This is a genomic window from Cyanobium sp. NIES-981 (assembly GCF_900088535.1).
Lineage (GTDB): Bacteria > Cyanobacteriota > Cyanobacteriia > PCC-6307 > Cyanobiaceae > NIES-981.
Genome location: NZ_LT578417.1, coordinates 1,680,573 through 1,695,258, shown reverse-complemented (window position 1 = coordinate 1,695,258; position 14,686 = coordinate 1,680,573). Strand labels below are relative to the sequence as shown.

Annotated in this window: 11 protein-coding genes; 2 read left to right on the top strand and 9 right to left on the bottom strand. The window is 68.0% G+C overall.

Going from position 1 to position 14,686, the window contains the following annotated elements; genetic code table 11:
* Window positions 1-60 precede the first annotated feature (60 nt).
* The gene (pheA, locus tag CBM981_RS08785; protein WP_087068097.1) at window positions 61-894 is read left to right on the top strand and encodes a prephenate dehydratase; all 834 of its coding nucleotides are present in this window, start codon (window positions 61-63) and stop codon (window positions 892-894) included.
* A 21-nt stretch (window positions 895-915) separates the two neighbouring features.
* On the opposite strand, the gene CBM981_RS08780 is transcribed toward pheA, so the two are convergent.
* The 9 genes from CBM981_RS08780 to CBM981_RS08740 all read right to left on the bottom strand — a co-directional run bounded on the left by CBM981_RS08780 (window position 916) and on the right by CBM981_RS08740 (window position 9,895).
* Window positions 916-1,878 carry a methyltransferase domain-containing protein gene (locus tag CBM981_RS08780; RefSeq protein ID WP_087068096.1) on the bottom strand — a complete coding sequence of 321 codons (963 nt, stop codon included), beginning with the start codon at window positions 1,876-1,878 and terminating at the stop codon, window positions 916-918.
* Window positions 1,879-1,903: 25 nt separating this feature from the next.
* Complete coding sequence (locus tag CBM981_RS08775) at window positions 1,904-2,551, bottom strand: LON peptidase substrate-binding domain-containing protein (RefSeq protein WP_087068095.1); 648 nt, start codon at window positions 2,549-2,551, stop codon at window positions 1,904-1,906.
* 98 nt (window positions 2,552-2,649) lie between these two features.
* The gene (rpsJ, locus tag CBM981_RS08770) at window positions 2,650-2,970 is read right to left on the bottom strand and encodes a 30S ribosomal protein S10 (RefSeq protein ID WP_087068094.1); all 321 of its coding nucleotides are present in this window, start codon (window positions 2,968-2,970) and stop codon (window positions 2,650-2,652) included.
* 190 nt (window positions 2,971-3,160) lie between these two features.
* A complete protein-coding gene (gene tuf / locus CBM981_RS08765) occupies window positions 3,161-4,360 on the bottom strand; it encodes an elongation factor Tu (protein WP_087068093.1) in 1,200 nt (399 codons plus the stop codon).
* A 42-nt stretch (window positions 4,361-4,402) separates the two neighbouring features.
* Window positions 4,403-6,478, bottom strand: coding sequence for an elongation factor G (gene fusA / locus CBM981_RS08760; RefSeq protein ID WP_087068092.1), 2,076 nt, complete (start codon window positions 6,476-6,478; stop codon window positions 4,403-4,405).
* A gap of 88 nt (window positions 6,479-6,566) precedes the next feature.
* On the bottom strand, window positions 6,567-7,037 hold the full coding sequence (rpsG, locus tag CBM981_RS08755) for a 30S ribosomal protein S7 (protein ID WP_087068091.1): 471 nt from the start codon (window positions 7,035-7,037) through the stop codon (window positions 6,567-6,569).
* Between the two features lie 89 nt (window positions 7,038-7,126).
* The gene (rpsL, locus tag CBM981_RS08750) at window positions 7,127-7,501 is read right to left on the bottom strand and encodes a 30S ribosomal protein S12 (RefSeq protein ID WP_043368803.1); all 375 of its coding nucleotides are present in this window, start codon (window positions 7,499-7,501) and stop codon (window positions 7,127-7,129) included.
* An 87-nt stretch (window positions 7,502-7,588) separates the two neighbouring features.
* Window positions 7,589-7,927, bottom strand: a complete 339-nt coding sequence (locus tag CBM981_RS08745; RefSeq protein ID WP_087068090.1) for an AIR synthase — start codon at window positions 7,925-7,927, stop codon at window positions 7,589-7,591.
* A gap of 117 nt (window positions 7,928-8,044) precedes the next feature.
* The gene (locus CBM981_RS08740) at window positions 8,045-9,895 is read right to left on the bottom strand and encodes a phosphodiester glycosidase family protein (RefSeq protein WP_225867318.1); all 1,851 of its coding nucleotides are present in this window, start codon (window positions 9,893-9,895) and stop codon (window positions 8,045-8,047) included.
* A 155-nt stretch (window positions 9,896-10,050) separates the two neighbouring features.
* Here CBM981_RS08740 and gltB point away from each other — a divergent pair, with 155 nt between their 5' ends.
* Complete coding sequence (gene gltB, locus CBM981_RS08735; RefSeq protein WP_087068089.1) at window positions 10,051-14,634, top strand: glutamate synthase large subunit; 4,584 nt, start codon at window positions 10,051-10,053, stop codon at window positions 14,632-14,634.
* Window positions 14,635-14,686: the final 52 nt, after the last annotated feature.

Genomic DNA, 14,686 nt, shown 5'->3' with positions numbered 1-14,686 from the left:
GGCCGGCGCGGCATGATCCTATCGGTCGCCCCTGGGGCTCCAGTTCTGTAGAAGGTTCTGATGCGCGTTGCCTTTCTCGGTCCGGCCGGTACCTACGGGGAGCAGGCTGCCCAGCAGCTGATCGCGCTGGAGGGCCTGGCCGATGCGGAGCTGGTGCCGCAGCTGGGGATCCGTGCCGTGGTGCAGGCCCTGGCCCAGGGGGATTGCGATGCGGCCGTGGTGCCGGTGGAAAACTCCGTGGAGGGGGGCGTCACCACCTGCCTCGATGCCCTCTGGGAGCACCCCGACCTCGCGGTGGCCCGGGCCCTGGTGCTGCCGGTGCGCCATGCGTTGGTGGGATCCGGCCCGATCGCGGGCATCAGCGAGGTGCTGTCCCATCCCCAGGCTCTCGCCCAGTGCAGCCAGTGGCTGGCCGACAACCTGCCGAAGGCCCTGCAGCTGCCCACCAGCTCCACGGCGGATGCGGCCCGCATGGTGGCGGGCAGCCGTTTCCGTGCCGCCATCGCCTCACGCCAGGCCGCCGAGGAGCATGGCCTCACGGTGCTGGCCTATCCGGTGAACGATGTAGCGGGCAACTGCACCCGCTTTCTGCTGCTGCGCCGCGGCATTCGCGCCCACACCGGCACCCTGGCCAGCCTGGCCTTCTCGCTGCATTCGAACCAGCCGGGCGCCCTGCTTGAGGCGCTGGGCTGCTTCGCCCGGCGTGGTCTGAACATGAGCCGGATCGAATCGCGCCCATCCAAGCGGGAAATGGGCGAGTACATCTTCTTCGTGGATCTGGAGCTTCCGGATGCGCCCGAGGTGCTGGAGGGAGCCCTGGGGGATCTGGCTCCCCTGTGCGAACACCTCGCCCTGTTCGGGGCCTACCCGATCAGCCACCAGGGCGCCGGCTGATCCCTCTCCGGCTCTGTGGAGTCAGGCCGGCTTGCGGCCCCGGAACACTCCGAACTGCATCAGGCCGGTGGCGAAGGCCCAGTGCATCAGCAGGATGGTGGGGGTCTCCCTCAGCCCCTGCAGCACGGCCGCGGGGCCAAGGCCGAGGATCGCTCCGGGCCTGCGCACCCCTTCCAGGATCGAATCCAGCCAGGAGGGCAGGGTGGCCCGCGTCCAGTCCGCCGTCTCCACGGCCAGGCCGCCGGCCCAGCGACTGTCGTTGAAGTTGGCCTCCAGCGAGCGGATGCTGGCGAACTCGGGGTGGGCCCACTGCTCCAGGAGCTGGCGCATCACCCAGCGCTCCCTGGCGGACATGGCGCCGTCCCGTGGATCGCGCCGGTTCCAGTCGGCCACGGCCAGCAGCCCGCCCGGCCGCAGGCATCGCAACAGTTCATCGGCATACCCCTGCTTGTCGGGCATGTGGGGACAGGCCTCCACGCTCCAGACGGCATCGAAACTGCCGTCCCCCACCTCCAGGGCCATGGCGTCCATGACGGCGAAGCGGCAGTGGCTGGCCAGATCGGCTGGTGTGAGTTCCCGGGCCCGGGCGATCTGGACGGGGCTGATGCTGATGCCGAGCACATCGAAGCCGTAGTCACGCGCCAGAATCCGTGCACTGCCGCCGATGCCGCAGCCCACATCGAGCACCTTGCTGCCGCGTGGCAGCCGCTCGAGCCCGCTCCAGCGCACGAGCTCGTGCACAAAGTCCTCCTTGGCCCGGCGGAAGTCGCGGCGGCCTGCCCTGGCGGGTGGATCGCCATAGTGGCCGAGGTGGATGTGCTCACCCCAGAGCCTCTCCAACAGGGCATCCTGGGTCCAGCGGTCGTAGGCGGCGGCCACGCTGGCCGAGTCCCGGTAGCGGCGATTGCGTCGCAACCACAGGGCTGCCGCTGATCCGCCGGCTACAGCCAGGGCTGCAGCCAGAGGCCAGCTGAATGGGGGCATGGGCGTGTCTGGACGGGAGGAGGCGTTACTGGGGTTGGAAGGTGTCCTTCAGGACGGTGCGGGCGGCCAGCTGACGTCGGGTCTGGTCGAGCAGGTCGAATTCCTGTTGCAGCCGAGCGGCGGTGTCGGTGAGTTCCAGCAGAGCCTGCTGGTGATCGGCGACGGGTCCACCCAGGTGGGAGGCGATCCAGAAGGAGAGCTCCCGCGGCAGGTCGGGCAGGTCGTTCGGCAGGGTGGCGGGCTTGCCGACCAGCTTGGCGGTCAGCTCCACAACATCGTGGAGGGCCTGGTTCACCGAGACGGCCAGGGTTTCCAGGTCCTCGGGGGACTCGGGCACGGCGTCCTCGATCCAGCTCACCAGGCCCACCCGGTAAGGGGCCTCCCGCACGATGTCGAGCACCCGGAAACGCTGCTGCCCCATCGTGACGATGTTGCTGCGATCGTCGTCCTGGGTCTGGCAGTGGATGATCTCCGCACAGCAGCCGATGCTGGCCATGGTCTGGGCCTTGGGATCCCAGCGCACCACGCCGAAGCGCCGGTCCTCGGCCATCACCGTCTGCAGCAGCATCCGGTAGCGGGGCTCGAAGATGTGCAGCGGCAGCACTTCCTGGGGGAAGAGCACCACATCAGGCAGAGGGAAGAGAGGCAGCTCCCTGACGGCCAGTTCACCCATGGCTTGCTGAGGAGTTGCTCGACCATCCTAGGAACTGGGCCAGCAGGCCGCGCCCACGGGCACCCCGATGGATCAGAACGATCAGCGCCCGGGGGGGGTCAGAGCTTGACTTCGATGTCGACGCCGCTGGGCAGGTCCAGCTTCATCAGGGCATCGATCGTCTTGCCGGAAGGGCTGTAGATGTCGATGATGCGGCGATGGGTGCGGGTTTCGAAGTGCTCCCGCGAGTCCTTGTCCACGTGAGGCGAGCGCAGCACGCAGTAGATCTTGCGCTTGGTGGGCAGCGGAATCGGTCCGATGGCCGTGGCGGCGGTGTGGTCGGCGGTCTCGATGATTTTTTCGCAGGAGAGATCCAGCATGCGGCGATCGAACGCCTTCAGGCGGATGCGGATCTTCTGCTGGGCGATGGCAGTGGACATGGGGAGGGCGTGGACGCCGGCTTGGCGTGGAAACGACGAGTGGGGGGCCTGTGCAGCTCCCAAGAGCGGCAACCCGGGTTGTCTAGGTTCTGGAACCATCGGGTGGGCAGCCCCGCCACCCGATCCAGGTGGCAGGGCTGCCCAAGGAGGGGGTGGAGGAAGACCTCCCGCACCCGACCTTAGGAGACGATCAGGCGATGATCTTAGAGACCACGCCGGCGCCGATGGTGCGGCCGCCCTCGCGGATGGCGAAGCGCATGCCCTGCTCGATGGCCACCGGGCAGATCAGCTCGCCGGTCATCTTGATGCGGTCGCCGGGCATCACCATCTCCACGTTGGAGCCGTCGTCGGCGGTGAAGGCGGTGATCTGGCCAGTCACGTCCGTGGTGCGGATGTAGAACTGGGGCCGGTAGCCGGCGAAGAAGGGGGTGTGGCGGCCGCCCTCTTCCTTCTTCAGCACGTACACCTCGCCTTCGAACTTGGTGTGCGGGGTGATGGAGCCGGGCTTCACCAGCACCATGCCGCGCTCGATGTCCTCCTTCTGGATGCCACGCAGGAGCAGACCCACGTTGTCGCCGGCCATGCCCTCGTCCAGCAGCTTGCGGAACATCTCCACACCGGTGACGGTGCTCTTGCGGGTGTCCTTGATGCCGACGATCTCGATCTCCTCGCCCACCTTCACCTTGCCGCGCTCGATACGGCCGGTGGCCACGGTGCCGCGGCCCGTGATCGAGAACACGTCTTCGACGGCCATCAGGAAGGGCTTATCCACTTCCCGCTCGGGCTCGGGGATGGAGGCGTCCACGGCATCCATCAGCTCACCGATCTTGGCTTCCCACTCGGCGTCACCCTCGAGGGCCTTGAGGCCGGACACCTTCACCACGGGGATGTCGTCGCCGGGGAAGTCGTAGCTGCTGAGCAGCTCACGCACTTCGAGTTCCACCAGCTCGAGGATTTCCTCGTCATCCACCATGTCGCACTTGTTGAGGGCGACCACCAGCGCGGGCACACCCACCTGCTTGGCCAGCAGGATGTGCTCCTTGGTCTGGGCCATCGGGCCGTCGGTGGCGGCCACCACGAGGATGGCGCCGTCCATCTGGGCGGCACCGGTGATCATGTTCTTCACGTAGTCCGCGTGGCCGGGGCAGTCCACGTGGGCGTAGTGGCGGTTGTCGGTCTCGTACTCGACGTGGGCCGTGTTGATGGTGATGCCGCGCTCACGCTCCTCAGGAGCACCGTCGATCTGGTCGTAGGCCTGGGCCTTGGCGAAACCCTTCTTGGCCAGCACGTTGGTGATGGCGGCGGTGAGGGTGGTCTTGCCGTGGTCAACGTGGCCGATCGTGCCGATGTTGACGTGGGGCTTGTTCCTTTGGAACTTCTCGCGAGCCATGGGAGGAAAGAATCGGGGGGATTAGGTGGGTATGGTTGAGGATCAGGACTTGCCCTGATTCTTGGAGATGATGGCCTCGGCCACGTTGCGAGGTACTTCCTCGTAGTGGCTGAATTCCATCGAGAAGATACCCCGACCCTGGGTCATGGATCGGAGCTGGGTGGCATAGCCGAACATCTCGGCCAGGGGCACCTTGGCCTGGACCTTGGACTGCCCATCATCGATGGATTGTCCTTCGACCTGGCCGCGGCGGGACGAGAGGTCGCCGATCACCGAACCGAGGAAATCCTCGGGGATCTCGACCTCCACCTTCATCATCGGTTCAAGGAGCACAGGATTGCACTTCTTGACCCCGTCCTTGAAGGCCATGGAGCCGGCGATCTTGAACGCCATCTCCGAGGAGTCGACGTCGTGGTACGAGCCGTCGACCATGGTGACACGGACATCGATCATGGGATAACCCGCGATCACGCCCGATTCGCAGGTTTCCTTCATGCCGGCTTCTGCCGGACCGATGTATTCCTTGGGCACGACACCGCCAACAATCTTGTTGACGAATTCGAACCCTGAACCCGGTTCGCCGGGTTCCATTTCGATCACCACATGGCCGTACTGGCCCTTACCGCCGGTCTGGCGGGCAAATTTACCTTCGCCCTTCGCGCTGGCGCGGATGGTTTCGCGGTAGGACACCTGGGGAGCACCGATGTTGGCCTCCACCTTGAATTCGCGCAGCATGCGGTCCACCAGGATCTCGAGGTGGAGCTCGCCCATGCCGGCGATCACCGTCTGGTTGGTTTCCGGATCGGTGGAGACGCGGAAGGTGGGATCTTCCTCGGACAGGGACTGCAGGGCTTTGGAGAGTTTGTCCATGTCGCCCTTGGTCTTGGGCTCCACAGCCACCGAGATCACTGGCTCAGGGATGTACAGCGACTCCAGGATGATCGGGTCACTCTCCACGCAGAGGGTGTCACCGGTGGTGGTGTCCTTCAGGCCCAGGACAGCGCCAAGGTCGCCAGCGCGCAGTTCGTCGACCTCTTCCCGGTCGTCGGCCTTGAGCACGATCAGCCGCGAGATGCGCTCCTTCTTGTCCTTGGTGGAGTTGAGCACGTAGCTGCCCTTCTGCAGCACACCGGAGTAGATCCGCACGAAGGTGAGCTTGCCGAACGGATCGGCCATCACCTTGAAGGCCAGGGCGCTGAAGGGGGCACTGTCGTCCGCCGGGCGCAGGGCTTCGCTGCCGTCGGACAGGAGACCCTGGATCGGGGGCACGTCCACCGGGGCGGGCAGATAGTCCACCACGGCGTCGAGGAGCAGCTGCACCCCTTTGTTCTTGAAGGCCGAGCCGCACAGCATGGGCACCAGGCCATGCTTGAGCACCCCTTCGCGAATGCCGTTGCGCAGCTGCTCTTCGCTGAGTTCGCCGGTTTCGAGGAACACTTCCACAAGATCCTCGTCGGTTTCAGCCACCGACTCCATCAGCTTGTTGCGCCATTCGGCCACCTCATCGGCCATCGAAGCCGGAACATCGGTTTCCTCGATGTCCTTGCCGAGTTCATCCTTGTAGATGAAGGCCCGGTTCTTCACCAGATCGATGATGCCGCTCAGCTCGCCCTCGGCGCCGATCGGCAGCTGAATCGGTGCGGCGTTGGCCTTGAGACGGTCCTTGATCTGCCCGTAGACCTTGAGGAAGTCGGCCCCGGTACGGTCCATCTTGTTGACGAACACCATCCGCGGCACCTTGTACCGGTCAGCCTGCCGCCAGACCGTCTCCGACTGGGGCTGGACACCGCCCACAGCGCAGAAGACGGCGATCACGCCATCGAGCACCCGCATGGAGCGCTCCACTTCGATGGTGAAGTCGACGTGTCCAGGGGTATCAATGATGTTGATGCGGTGATCCTTCCAGCTCGTGGAGATGGCCGCCGCCGTGATCGTGATACCCCGCTCGCGTTCCTGGGCCATCCAGTCGGTCACGGCAGCACCGTCGTGCACCTCGCCGATCTTGTGCACCACCCCGGAATAGAAGAGGATCCGCTCGGTGGTGGTGGTTTTGCCAGCGTCGATGTGGGCTGCGATGCCGATATTTCTGACGCGTTCCAGTGGAAAGGCGCGAGCCACGGGGGATGTCTCCGAAAGGTCTACAAAAAACAGTCGATACTGTACTGATCAGCGATGGGCTGATCGCGCCACGGGGGCGCGCCAGGGATCAGTAGCGGTAGTGCGCGAAGGCCTTGTTCGCCTCCGCCATCTTGTGGGTCTCTTCCCGCTTGCGCACGGCACTGCCGGCTTCGTTGGCGGCATCCATCAGCTCACCCGCCAGTTTCTGGGCCATGCTCCGGCCGTTGCGGGCCCTGGAGAAGTTCACCAGCCAGCGGAGGGCCATGGCGGTACCGCGTTCCTGGCGCACTTCCATCGGCACCTGATAGGTGGCGCCGCCCACACGCCGTGCCCGCACCTCCACCAGGGGGGTGGCGTTGCGCACGGCCGTCTCGAACAGCTCCAGGGGATCTGAGCCGGTGCGCTCATTGATCAGGCTGAAGGCGTCCGACAGGATCCGCTGGGCGGTGGACTTCTTGCCGTGCTTCATAAGCCTGGCCACGATCATCGAGGCCAGACGGCTGTTGAACTGGGGATCGGGAAGGATCGGGCGCTTTTCGGCAGCGTTGCGGCGGGACATCGGAGTTGCGAGGTGCTTGGGGAGACGGAGTCATCCAGGGAGCGGAATCGGCCCGGGGCCGGATTCAGGCGTCTGCCCTGGAGGTCAGATCAGGATTTCGGGGTCTTGGCGCCGTACTTGGAGCGGGCCTGGCGGCGGTCCTTGACGCCAGCGGTGTCCAGCGTGCCGCGGATGATGTGGTAGCGCACACCCGGCAGGTCCTTGACCCGACCACCCCTGATCAGAACAACCGAGTGCTCCTGGAGGTTGTGCCCGATGCCGGGGATATAGGCGGTCACCTCAAAGCCCGAGGTGAGGCGCACGCGCGCCACCTTGCGCAGGGCTGAGTTCGGCTTCTTGGGAGTGGAGGTGTACACACGGGTGCACACCCCGCGGCGCTCGGGGCAGGAACGCAGGGCCGGCGATTTCGTCTTTCGTGTCAGACGTTGCCGTTCTGTGCGGATCAGTTGCTGGATAGTGGGCATCGAGGGCCGGAGAACACAGGTCGGACGTCCGACCGATTTCGACAATCCGTCACCTTACTGGGTCGCCTGCCGCCCCACCCGGGGCCGCTACTCGCCGCGACGGCTGAAGGCCGAGCCGCAGGCGCAGCTCACGACCCCCTCGCTTGGGAGCACCAGAAAGCCACCTCCGCTGAGATCGCCCCGGTACTCCAGGGTCAGGCCGGTGAGCAGCTCCAGCTGTTCGGCCGGCGCGTAGAGCGTCACGCCATCGGCGCGGGCGACCGGCACTCCCGCCAGATGGCCCGGCCGCACCCGGATGGTCCAGCGCTCGCACCCCCCGTCCACCAGATCGAGGTGGACCAGTCCGGGAGTTCCCGCCACGGCGGCCTGGCGGCCCAGCTCTGCCGCCGCACTGGCGGAGAGGCGCAGACTGTGGCCCTTCGGCATGGGGCTGGGGGAGGGGGATGGGAGCTTCGCGTCCCACTTTCGCACCGCAGAACGGCCTGGTGGCACCGCGCCACGGCCGGCCCAGGGCACAAGGCCGGCTCAGGACACACGTCCGGCTCAGGGCACAAGGCCGACGCCGTTGTGCACGGATCCCGCCACCCCACGTCCCTTGACCTGATGGCTCCCCCCCAGGACCAGGCCGGTGGAGCTGCCGCCGTCGAGGTTGAGGGCATCACGCATGCCCAGTCCCAGCAGCAGCTGGGCGGTCTGGGCCAGGGTGGGCCCGCTGCCGCTGCCGCCCTCGAGGGTGATCAGCCACACCTCACGGCCATCGCTGCCCAGCACCGTGCGCGGCGCCCCCTGCCGCAGGAAGCTGGCGCTGAAATTCTCGGCAGCTCCATTGAGGGCGAACCGCCCACCCTGCAGCAGCAGGGGGCCACCGCCGATCACCTGGCTCTTGCCCCCCAGAGCCTCGCTGGGCCGGCTGCTGAGCTGCAGTCGGTGGCCAGGGGCCCAGGGCAGTCCGACGCCGCCGCGGCCCACCAGCAGGGTCTCGCCCGGGCGCAGCGGCACACCCTGGGCGAGCTCAGGGCTGTCGAGGCTGCGGCTCACCACGCCGTCGGCGCCGAGCAGAAGCCCGGTCTCCGAGCCACTCAGGGCCTGGTAGTACGGCCCCCAGTCCGCGGTGTAGCGGCTCACGCCCCGCTGCACATAACCGCTGTTCACCACCACGATCGGCAGGCGCGCCCGGTCGGGTCCCACCACCCACTCCTCCAGCCGCAGCCGCCCGAAGCTCGGCAGCTCCCTGCCGTTCCATGCCGCCACCCCCCGGTTGAGGATCGGGCCTGACATCCAGCGGCCATCGAGTTTGAGGGCGCCAAGGGGCAGGCGCCGCACCCGGTTGAAATAGCCGCCGTTGATCGCCACCACGGCCCGGGTCTGGCCCGCGAGCTGCACCAGGGAGGTGAGCCCCTCCATCGCGCCGGGCCGCACCAGCGGCCGCAGCTGCAGGGGGGCGGTGCGGGGATCGATCCGCACGGCATTGATTCGCACCCCGTCGCGGACCAGCCGGTCCCAGCGCAGCGTGCGGCCGATCATGGCCTGCACCTCCGGACTGATCGGCGCCGGCGCGACCGGCCCGGTGTCACCCTCGGCGGGGACGTCGATCACCAGGCGGTTGGGCTCCCCGAGGGTGAACACCTTGCTCACCGCTCCACGGCGGGGCCGCACCGCCAGCCCCCGCCCGGCGCTCTGCACCACCAGTCCCAGGGTCTGGAGTTCCTGCACCTGTGCCGGGCTCGCCTGCACATCCAGCTGCAGCAGGCCAGCGGCGCTGCGCACCAGAGCGGGGCGGCCCAGGTCGAGCACGAGCCGCCGCGCCCCGGGCTGGGTGCCGCTGCGCACCTGGAGCACCGGCGCGGTGGCCAGGCTGAGCGAGAGCTGGGCGCCACGGGCCAGCACCTGCACGCCCACGGCGGAGAGCAGGGGCATGGCGTCCACCGCCACCTCGTCCTCGAGGCTGCGCTGCAGGGCCGGGGGCACCAGCAGGGGCTGCCCGAACCATTCCAGATCCAGGCTGCCGTCAGGGCGGCTGCGGCTGCTGATCCCCAGCTGGTTCTCCAGCACCTCCAGAGGGAGCCAGAGCTGCCTGGGCGGCCCTTCCGCCGGTCCGAGCCAAAGCCAGGAGGCCTGCTGCTGCTGGCCGTTGATGCTGATGCTGGTGCCCCGGCGCTCAGTGCCCGCCTGCGGCCCGGCCATGGCACCGCCGTCCTTCGCCGGCGGCGGCGGCGGCAGCGGCAGTCTGGGAGCGGCCGCGCTGGCGGCAGGCAGGAGCACACCGGCCAGCAGGCCCCCGGCCAGCAGGCGGGGCACAAGCCATCCGTCGGCGGTGCGGCCCACGCGGCCGGAGCGCACGACCGCCGCGGCGGGGTGGGGAGGGATGGAAAAGCTCGCTCCGACGGATCCCATTCCAGCGGTGCAATCCTGCTGACGCTAGCCCTGCTACGGGGATGCCCATCCCTAGGATCGGCTTCAGCGCTTCTGAAGGCTCAACGGCTGCATCCCCCTGCCGGGACCCTGCAGCCTTGGGGGGCCCGCCGACACCAACTCCAGAATCCCGGGCTATGCCTCGACCGACCCGCACCGTTTGGCCCCACTGCGACAGCCCCGCTCCTGAGGCCGTGGCGGGTGAACGGGACGCCTGTGGGGTGGGATTCCTCGCCTCCCTGAAGGGCGAGACCAGCCATTGGGTGCTGCAGCAGGCCCTCCGCGGCCTCGACTGCATGGAACACCGCGGCGGCTGTGGAGGAGACGCCGACTCCGGTGACGGCGCCGGAGTGCTCTGCGGCATCCCCTGGAGCTATCTCGAGGCGGTGTGGCCAGCCGCCGCGGACTCCGTGTCGCAGCATCGCGGTCTGGGCATGGTGTTCCTTCCCGCCGATGCCGAACGCCGGGAGCAGGCCCGCCGTTTCTGCGACGTCGAGGCGGCCCAGCTGGGTCTGCGCTCCCTCGGCTGGCGCCCCGTGCCGGTGGATCCCAGCGTGCTCGGGCCCATGGCGCGCTCCACGGCCCCCGCGATCGAGCAGTGGCTGCTGGCGGCCGAGGTGGATGGCGATGCCCTCGAAAGCCTGCTGTTCCGCCTGCGCCGCCGCTGCGGCGACCGTGCCCGCGAGGCCTGGGGGCCGGGCGTCGGCGACCTCTACTTCGCCTCGCTCAGCCACCGCACCGTGGTCTACAAGGGCATGGTGCGCTCGGCGGTGCTGGCGGCGTTCTATGCCGATCTGCGCGACACGCGCTTCGCGGTGAGTTTCGCGGTGTACCACCGCCGCTTCAGCACCAACACCCTGCCCCGCTGGCCCCTCGCCCAGCCGATGCGCCTGCTCGGCCACAACGGCGAGATCAACACCCTGCTGGGCAACATCAACTGGGCCAGGGCCTCGGAAGTGAATCTCGAGGCGGTGTGGGGCGACGCTGCCGCTGACCTTCGCCCGGTGGTGAACCCCGCCTTCAGCGATTCCGCCAACCTCGATGCCACCCTCGAGCTGATGGTGCGCAGCGGCCGCCCCATCACCGAGAGCCTGCTCACCCTGGTGCCCGAGGCCTTCCGGGATCAGCCGGAACTGGCCGACAGGCCCGAGATCCAGGCCTTCTACGAGTACTCCGCCTGCACCCAAGAGCCCTGGGACGGCCCGGCCCTGCTGGTGTTCGCCGACGGCCGCAGCGTGGGGGCCACCCTCGACCGCAACGGCCTCAGGCCGGCGCGCTACTGCATCACCAGCGACGGCTTCGTGGTGATGGGCTCGGAAACCGGGGTGGTGGACCTGGTGGAGAGCAGCATCATCGAGAAGGGCCGGCTCGGCCCCGGGCAGATGCTCGCCGTGGACCTCGAGCACTGCCGCCTGCTGCACAACTGGGACGTGAAGCAGGAGGTGGCGAGCCGCCACCCCTATGGAGCCTGGCTGGCCGAACACCGCCGCACCCTGGCGGCCCAGCCCTGGCAGAGCCAGCGCCTGCTCGACGACCTGGAGCTCCTGAAGCAGCAGACGGCCTTCGGCTTCACTGCCGAAGACCTGGATCTGGTGATCGAGGACATGGCCGGCGCCGCCAAGGAGCCCACCTACTGCATGGGCGATGACATTCCCCTGGCGGTGCTCTCCAGCAAACCCCATCTTCTGTACGACTACTTCAAGCAGCGGTTCGCCCAGGTCACCAACCCGCCGATCGATCCCCTGCGCGAGAAGCTGGTGATGAGCCTGGAGATGCATCTGGGCCGGCGGGGATCACCCCTGCGCCCGGAGCCGGCCTCGGCGGCCGTGCTGCATCTGTCCAGCCCCGTGCTCAATGAGGCCGAGCTGGAGGCGGTGGGGCAGCAAGGGCTCCCCAGCACCACCCTCAGCACCCTGCTGTCGATCGAGGCTGGTCCGGCGGCTCTGGAGGGGGCGATCAACCGGCTCCGCAGCGAGGCGGAGGCGGCCGTGCGCGGCGGCAGCCAGATCCTGGTGCTCTCCGACCGCGGCATCAATCCCACCACCACCTACATTCCGCCCCTGCTGGCGGTGGGTGCGGTGCATCACCACCTGCTGGCCCTGGGCCTGCGCCTGCAGACCTCCCTGGTGGTGGACACCGCCCAGTGCTGGAGCACCCACCACCTGGCCTGCCTGATCGGTTTCGGTGCCAGTGCCGTGTGCCCCTGGCTCACCTGGGAAACCACCCGCCACTGGCTGGCCCATCCCAAGACCCAGAAGCTGATCGAGCGGGGCAAGCTGCCCGAGCTCACCCCAGCCCGGGTGCAGGCCAACGTGCGCAAGGCCCTGGAGGACGGCCTCCGCAAGATCCTCTCCAAGATCGGGATTTCCCTGCTGGCCAGCTACCACGGGGCCCAGATCTTCGAGGCCATCGGCATCGGCGCCGACCTGATCGATCTGGCCTTCCGCGGCACCACCAGCCGGGTGGCGGGGCTGAGCCTGCGGGATCTGGCCAGCGAGACGCTCAGCTTCCATGCCAAGGCCTTCCCGGAACTCAACCGCACCAAGCTCGAGTTCATGGGCTTCGTGCAATACCGCACCGGTGGCGAATTCCACCTGAACAGCCCCGAGATGGCCAAGGCCCTCCATGCCGCCGTCGCGGCGGGGCCGGGGTACGACCACTTCGCCACCTACAAGACCCTGCTGGAGAACAGGCCGGTGACGGCCCTGCGCGATCTCCTGGAGCTGAGGCCCGCGGCCAACCCGCTGCCCCTGGATCAGGTGGAGAGCGTGGAGAGCATCTGCAGCCGCTTCTGCACCGGTGGCATGAGTCTGGGGGCGCTTTCGCGCGAGGCCCATGAGGTGCTGGCGGTGGCGATGAACCGCATCGGTGGCAAGAGCAACAGCGGCGAGGGAGGCGAGGATCCCGCCCGCTTCCACGTGCTGGACGACGTGGACGCCGAGGGCCGCTCCGCCACCCTGCCCACGATCCGCGGCCTGCGCAACGGCGACAGCGCCTGCTCCGCGATCAAGCAGATCGCCTCCGGCCGCTTCGGGGTGACGCCCGAATACCTGCGCAGCGGCCGGCAGCTGGAGATCAAGGTGGCCCAGGGCGCCAAGCCCGGTGAGGGCGGCCAGCTGCCCGGCCCCAAGGTGGATCCCTACATCGCCTGGCTGCGCAACAGCAAGGCCGGGGTGGCCCTGATCTCCCCTCCTCCCCACCACGACATCTATTCGATCGAAGACCTGGCCCAGCTGATCCACGATCTGCACCAGGTGCACCCCGCGGCCAAGGTGAGCGTGAAGCTGGTGGCGGAGATCGGCATCGGCACGATTGCGGCGGGCGTGGCCAAGGCCAATGCCGATGTGATTCAGATCTCCGGCCATGACGGCGGCACCGGTGCCTCGCCGCTCAGCTCGATCAAGCACGCCGGCACCCCCTGGGAGCTGGGGCTCACCGAAGTGCACCGTTCCCTGCTGACCAATGGCCTGCGGGATCGGGTGCTGCTCCGCGCCGATGGTGGCCTCAAGACCGGCTGGGATGTGATCATCGCGGCCCTGCTCGGTGCCGAGGAGTTCGGTTTCGGCTCGGTGGCGATGATCGCGGAGGGCTGCATCATGGCCCGCGTCTGCCACACCAACAACTGCCCGGTGGGGGTCGCCAGCCAGAAGGAGGCCCTGCGCCAGCGTTTCACCGGGCTGCCCGAACATGTGGTGAACTTCTTCCTCTTCGTGGCGGAGGAGGTGCGTCAGCTGTTGAGTGTGCTGGGCGTCGCGCGCCTGGAGGACCTGATCGGTCGCACCGAACTGCTGCAGCCGCGGGATGTGCCCCTCACCAAGACCCGCAGCCTGGATCTCTCCTGCCTGATCGATCCTGTGGCGGATCCCGCCGACCGCTCCTGGCTGCGCCATGACAGCAGGGCCCATGGCAACGGTCCCATTCTGGAAGACACCCTGCTCGCCGATGCCGCTGTGATGGCTGCCATCCACGGTCACGGTGCCGTGGAGCGCCACCTTGCCATCGTGAACACCGATCGCAGTGTGGGAGCCCGCCTGGCCGGCGAGATTGCAGCCCGCCATGGCAACCGGGGCTTTCAGGGCCAGCTCGATCTCACTTTCACGGGTGCGGCGGGTCAGAGCTTCGGGGCCTTCCTGCTGCAGGGCATGAACGTGCGCCTGATCGGCGATGCCAACGACTATGTGGGCAAGGGCATCAACGGTGGACGTCTCACCGTTGTGCCACCCCCCGGCAGCAGGGATCCTGGCAGCCAGGTGATCCTCGGCAACACCTGTCTCTACGGGGCCACGGGTGGTGAGCTGTACGCTCTGGGTCGAGCCGGCGAGCGCTTCGCCGTGCGCAACAGCGGCGCCCGTGCCGTGGTGGAGGGCGCCGGTGACCACTGCTGTGAATACATGACCGGTGGCGTGGTGGTCGTGCTGGGCACTACCGGCCGCAATGTAGCTGCCGGCATGACCGGTGGCGTGGCCTTCCTGCTCGATGAAGCCGGTGGCCTGGCCGATCGCCTCAACCCGGAAACCGTGGCGCTCTGCGACCTCAGCACGCCGGAGCAGGAAGACCTGCTCCGTCCTCTGCTGGAAGCCCATCTGCAGGCCACGGGCAGCGCCAGGGCCGCCGCCATCCTGGCCGACTGGCCGAGCTGGAAGGCCCGCTTCAAGGTGCTGGTGCCGCCGAGCGAGAAGGAGACCGTGGGACTGTTGGACCGGGAAGCGGTGGTGGCCTGAGGGTGACCCCCGGAGGCTGCCGTGGACGGCGGCCTCTCCTCCCGGATCAGCG

Coding starts and splice junctions, on each gene's coding strand:
- pheA (WP_087068097.1), top strand. CDS start 61: ATGCGCGTTGCCTTTCTCGGTCCGGCCGGTACCTACGGGGAGCAGGCT.
- CBM981_RS08780 (WP_087068096.1), bottom strand. CDS start 1,878: ATGCCCCCATTCAGCTGGCCTCTGGCTGCAGCCCTGGCTGTAGCCGGC.
- CBM981_RS08775 (WP_087068095.1), bottom strand. CDS start 2,551: ATGGGTGAACTGGCCGTCAGGGAGCTGCCTCTCTTCCCTCTGCCTGAT.
- rpsJ (WP_087068094.1), bottom strand. CDS start 2,970: ATGTCCACTGCCATCGCCCAGCAGAAGATCCGCATCCGCCTGAAGGCG.
- tuf (WP_087068093.1), bottom strand. CDS start 4,360: ATGGCTCGCGAGAAGTTCCAAAGGAACAAGCCCCACGTCAACATCGGC.
- rpsG (WP_087068091.1), bottom strand. CDS start 7,037: ATGTCCCGCCGCAACGCTGCCGAAAAGCGCCCGATCCTTCCCGATCCC.
- rpsL (WP_043368803.1), bottom strand. CDS start 7,501: ATGCCCACTATCCAGCAACTGATCCGCACAGAACGGCAACGTCTGACA.
- CBM981_RS08745 (WP_087068090.1), bottom strand. CDS start 7,927: ATGCCGAAGGGCCACAGTCTGCGCCTCTCCGCCAGTGCGGCGGCAGAG.
- CBM981_RS08740 (WP_225867318.1), bottom strand. CDS start 9,895: ATGGGATCCGTCGGAGCGAGCTTTTCCATCCCTCCCCACCCCGCCGCG.
- gltB (WP_087068089.1), top strand. CDS start 10,051: ATGCCTCGACCGACCCGCACCGTTTGGCCCCACTGCGACAGCCCCGCT.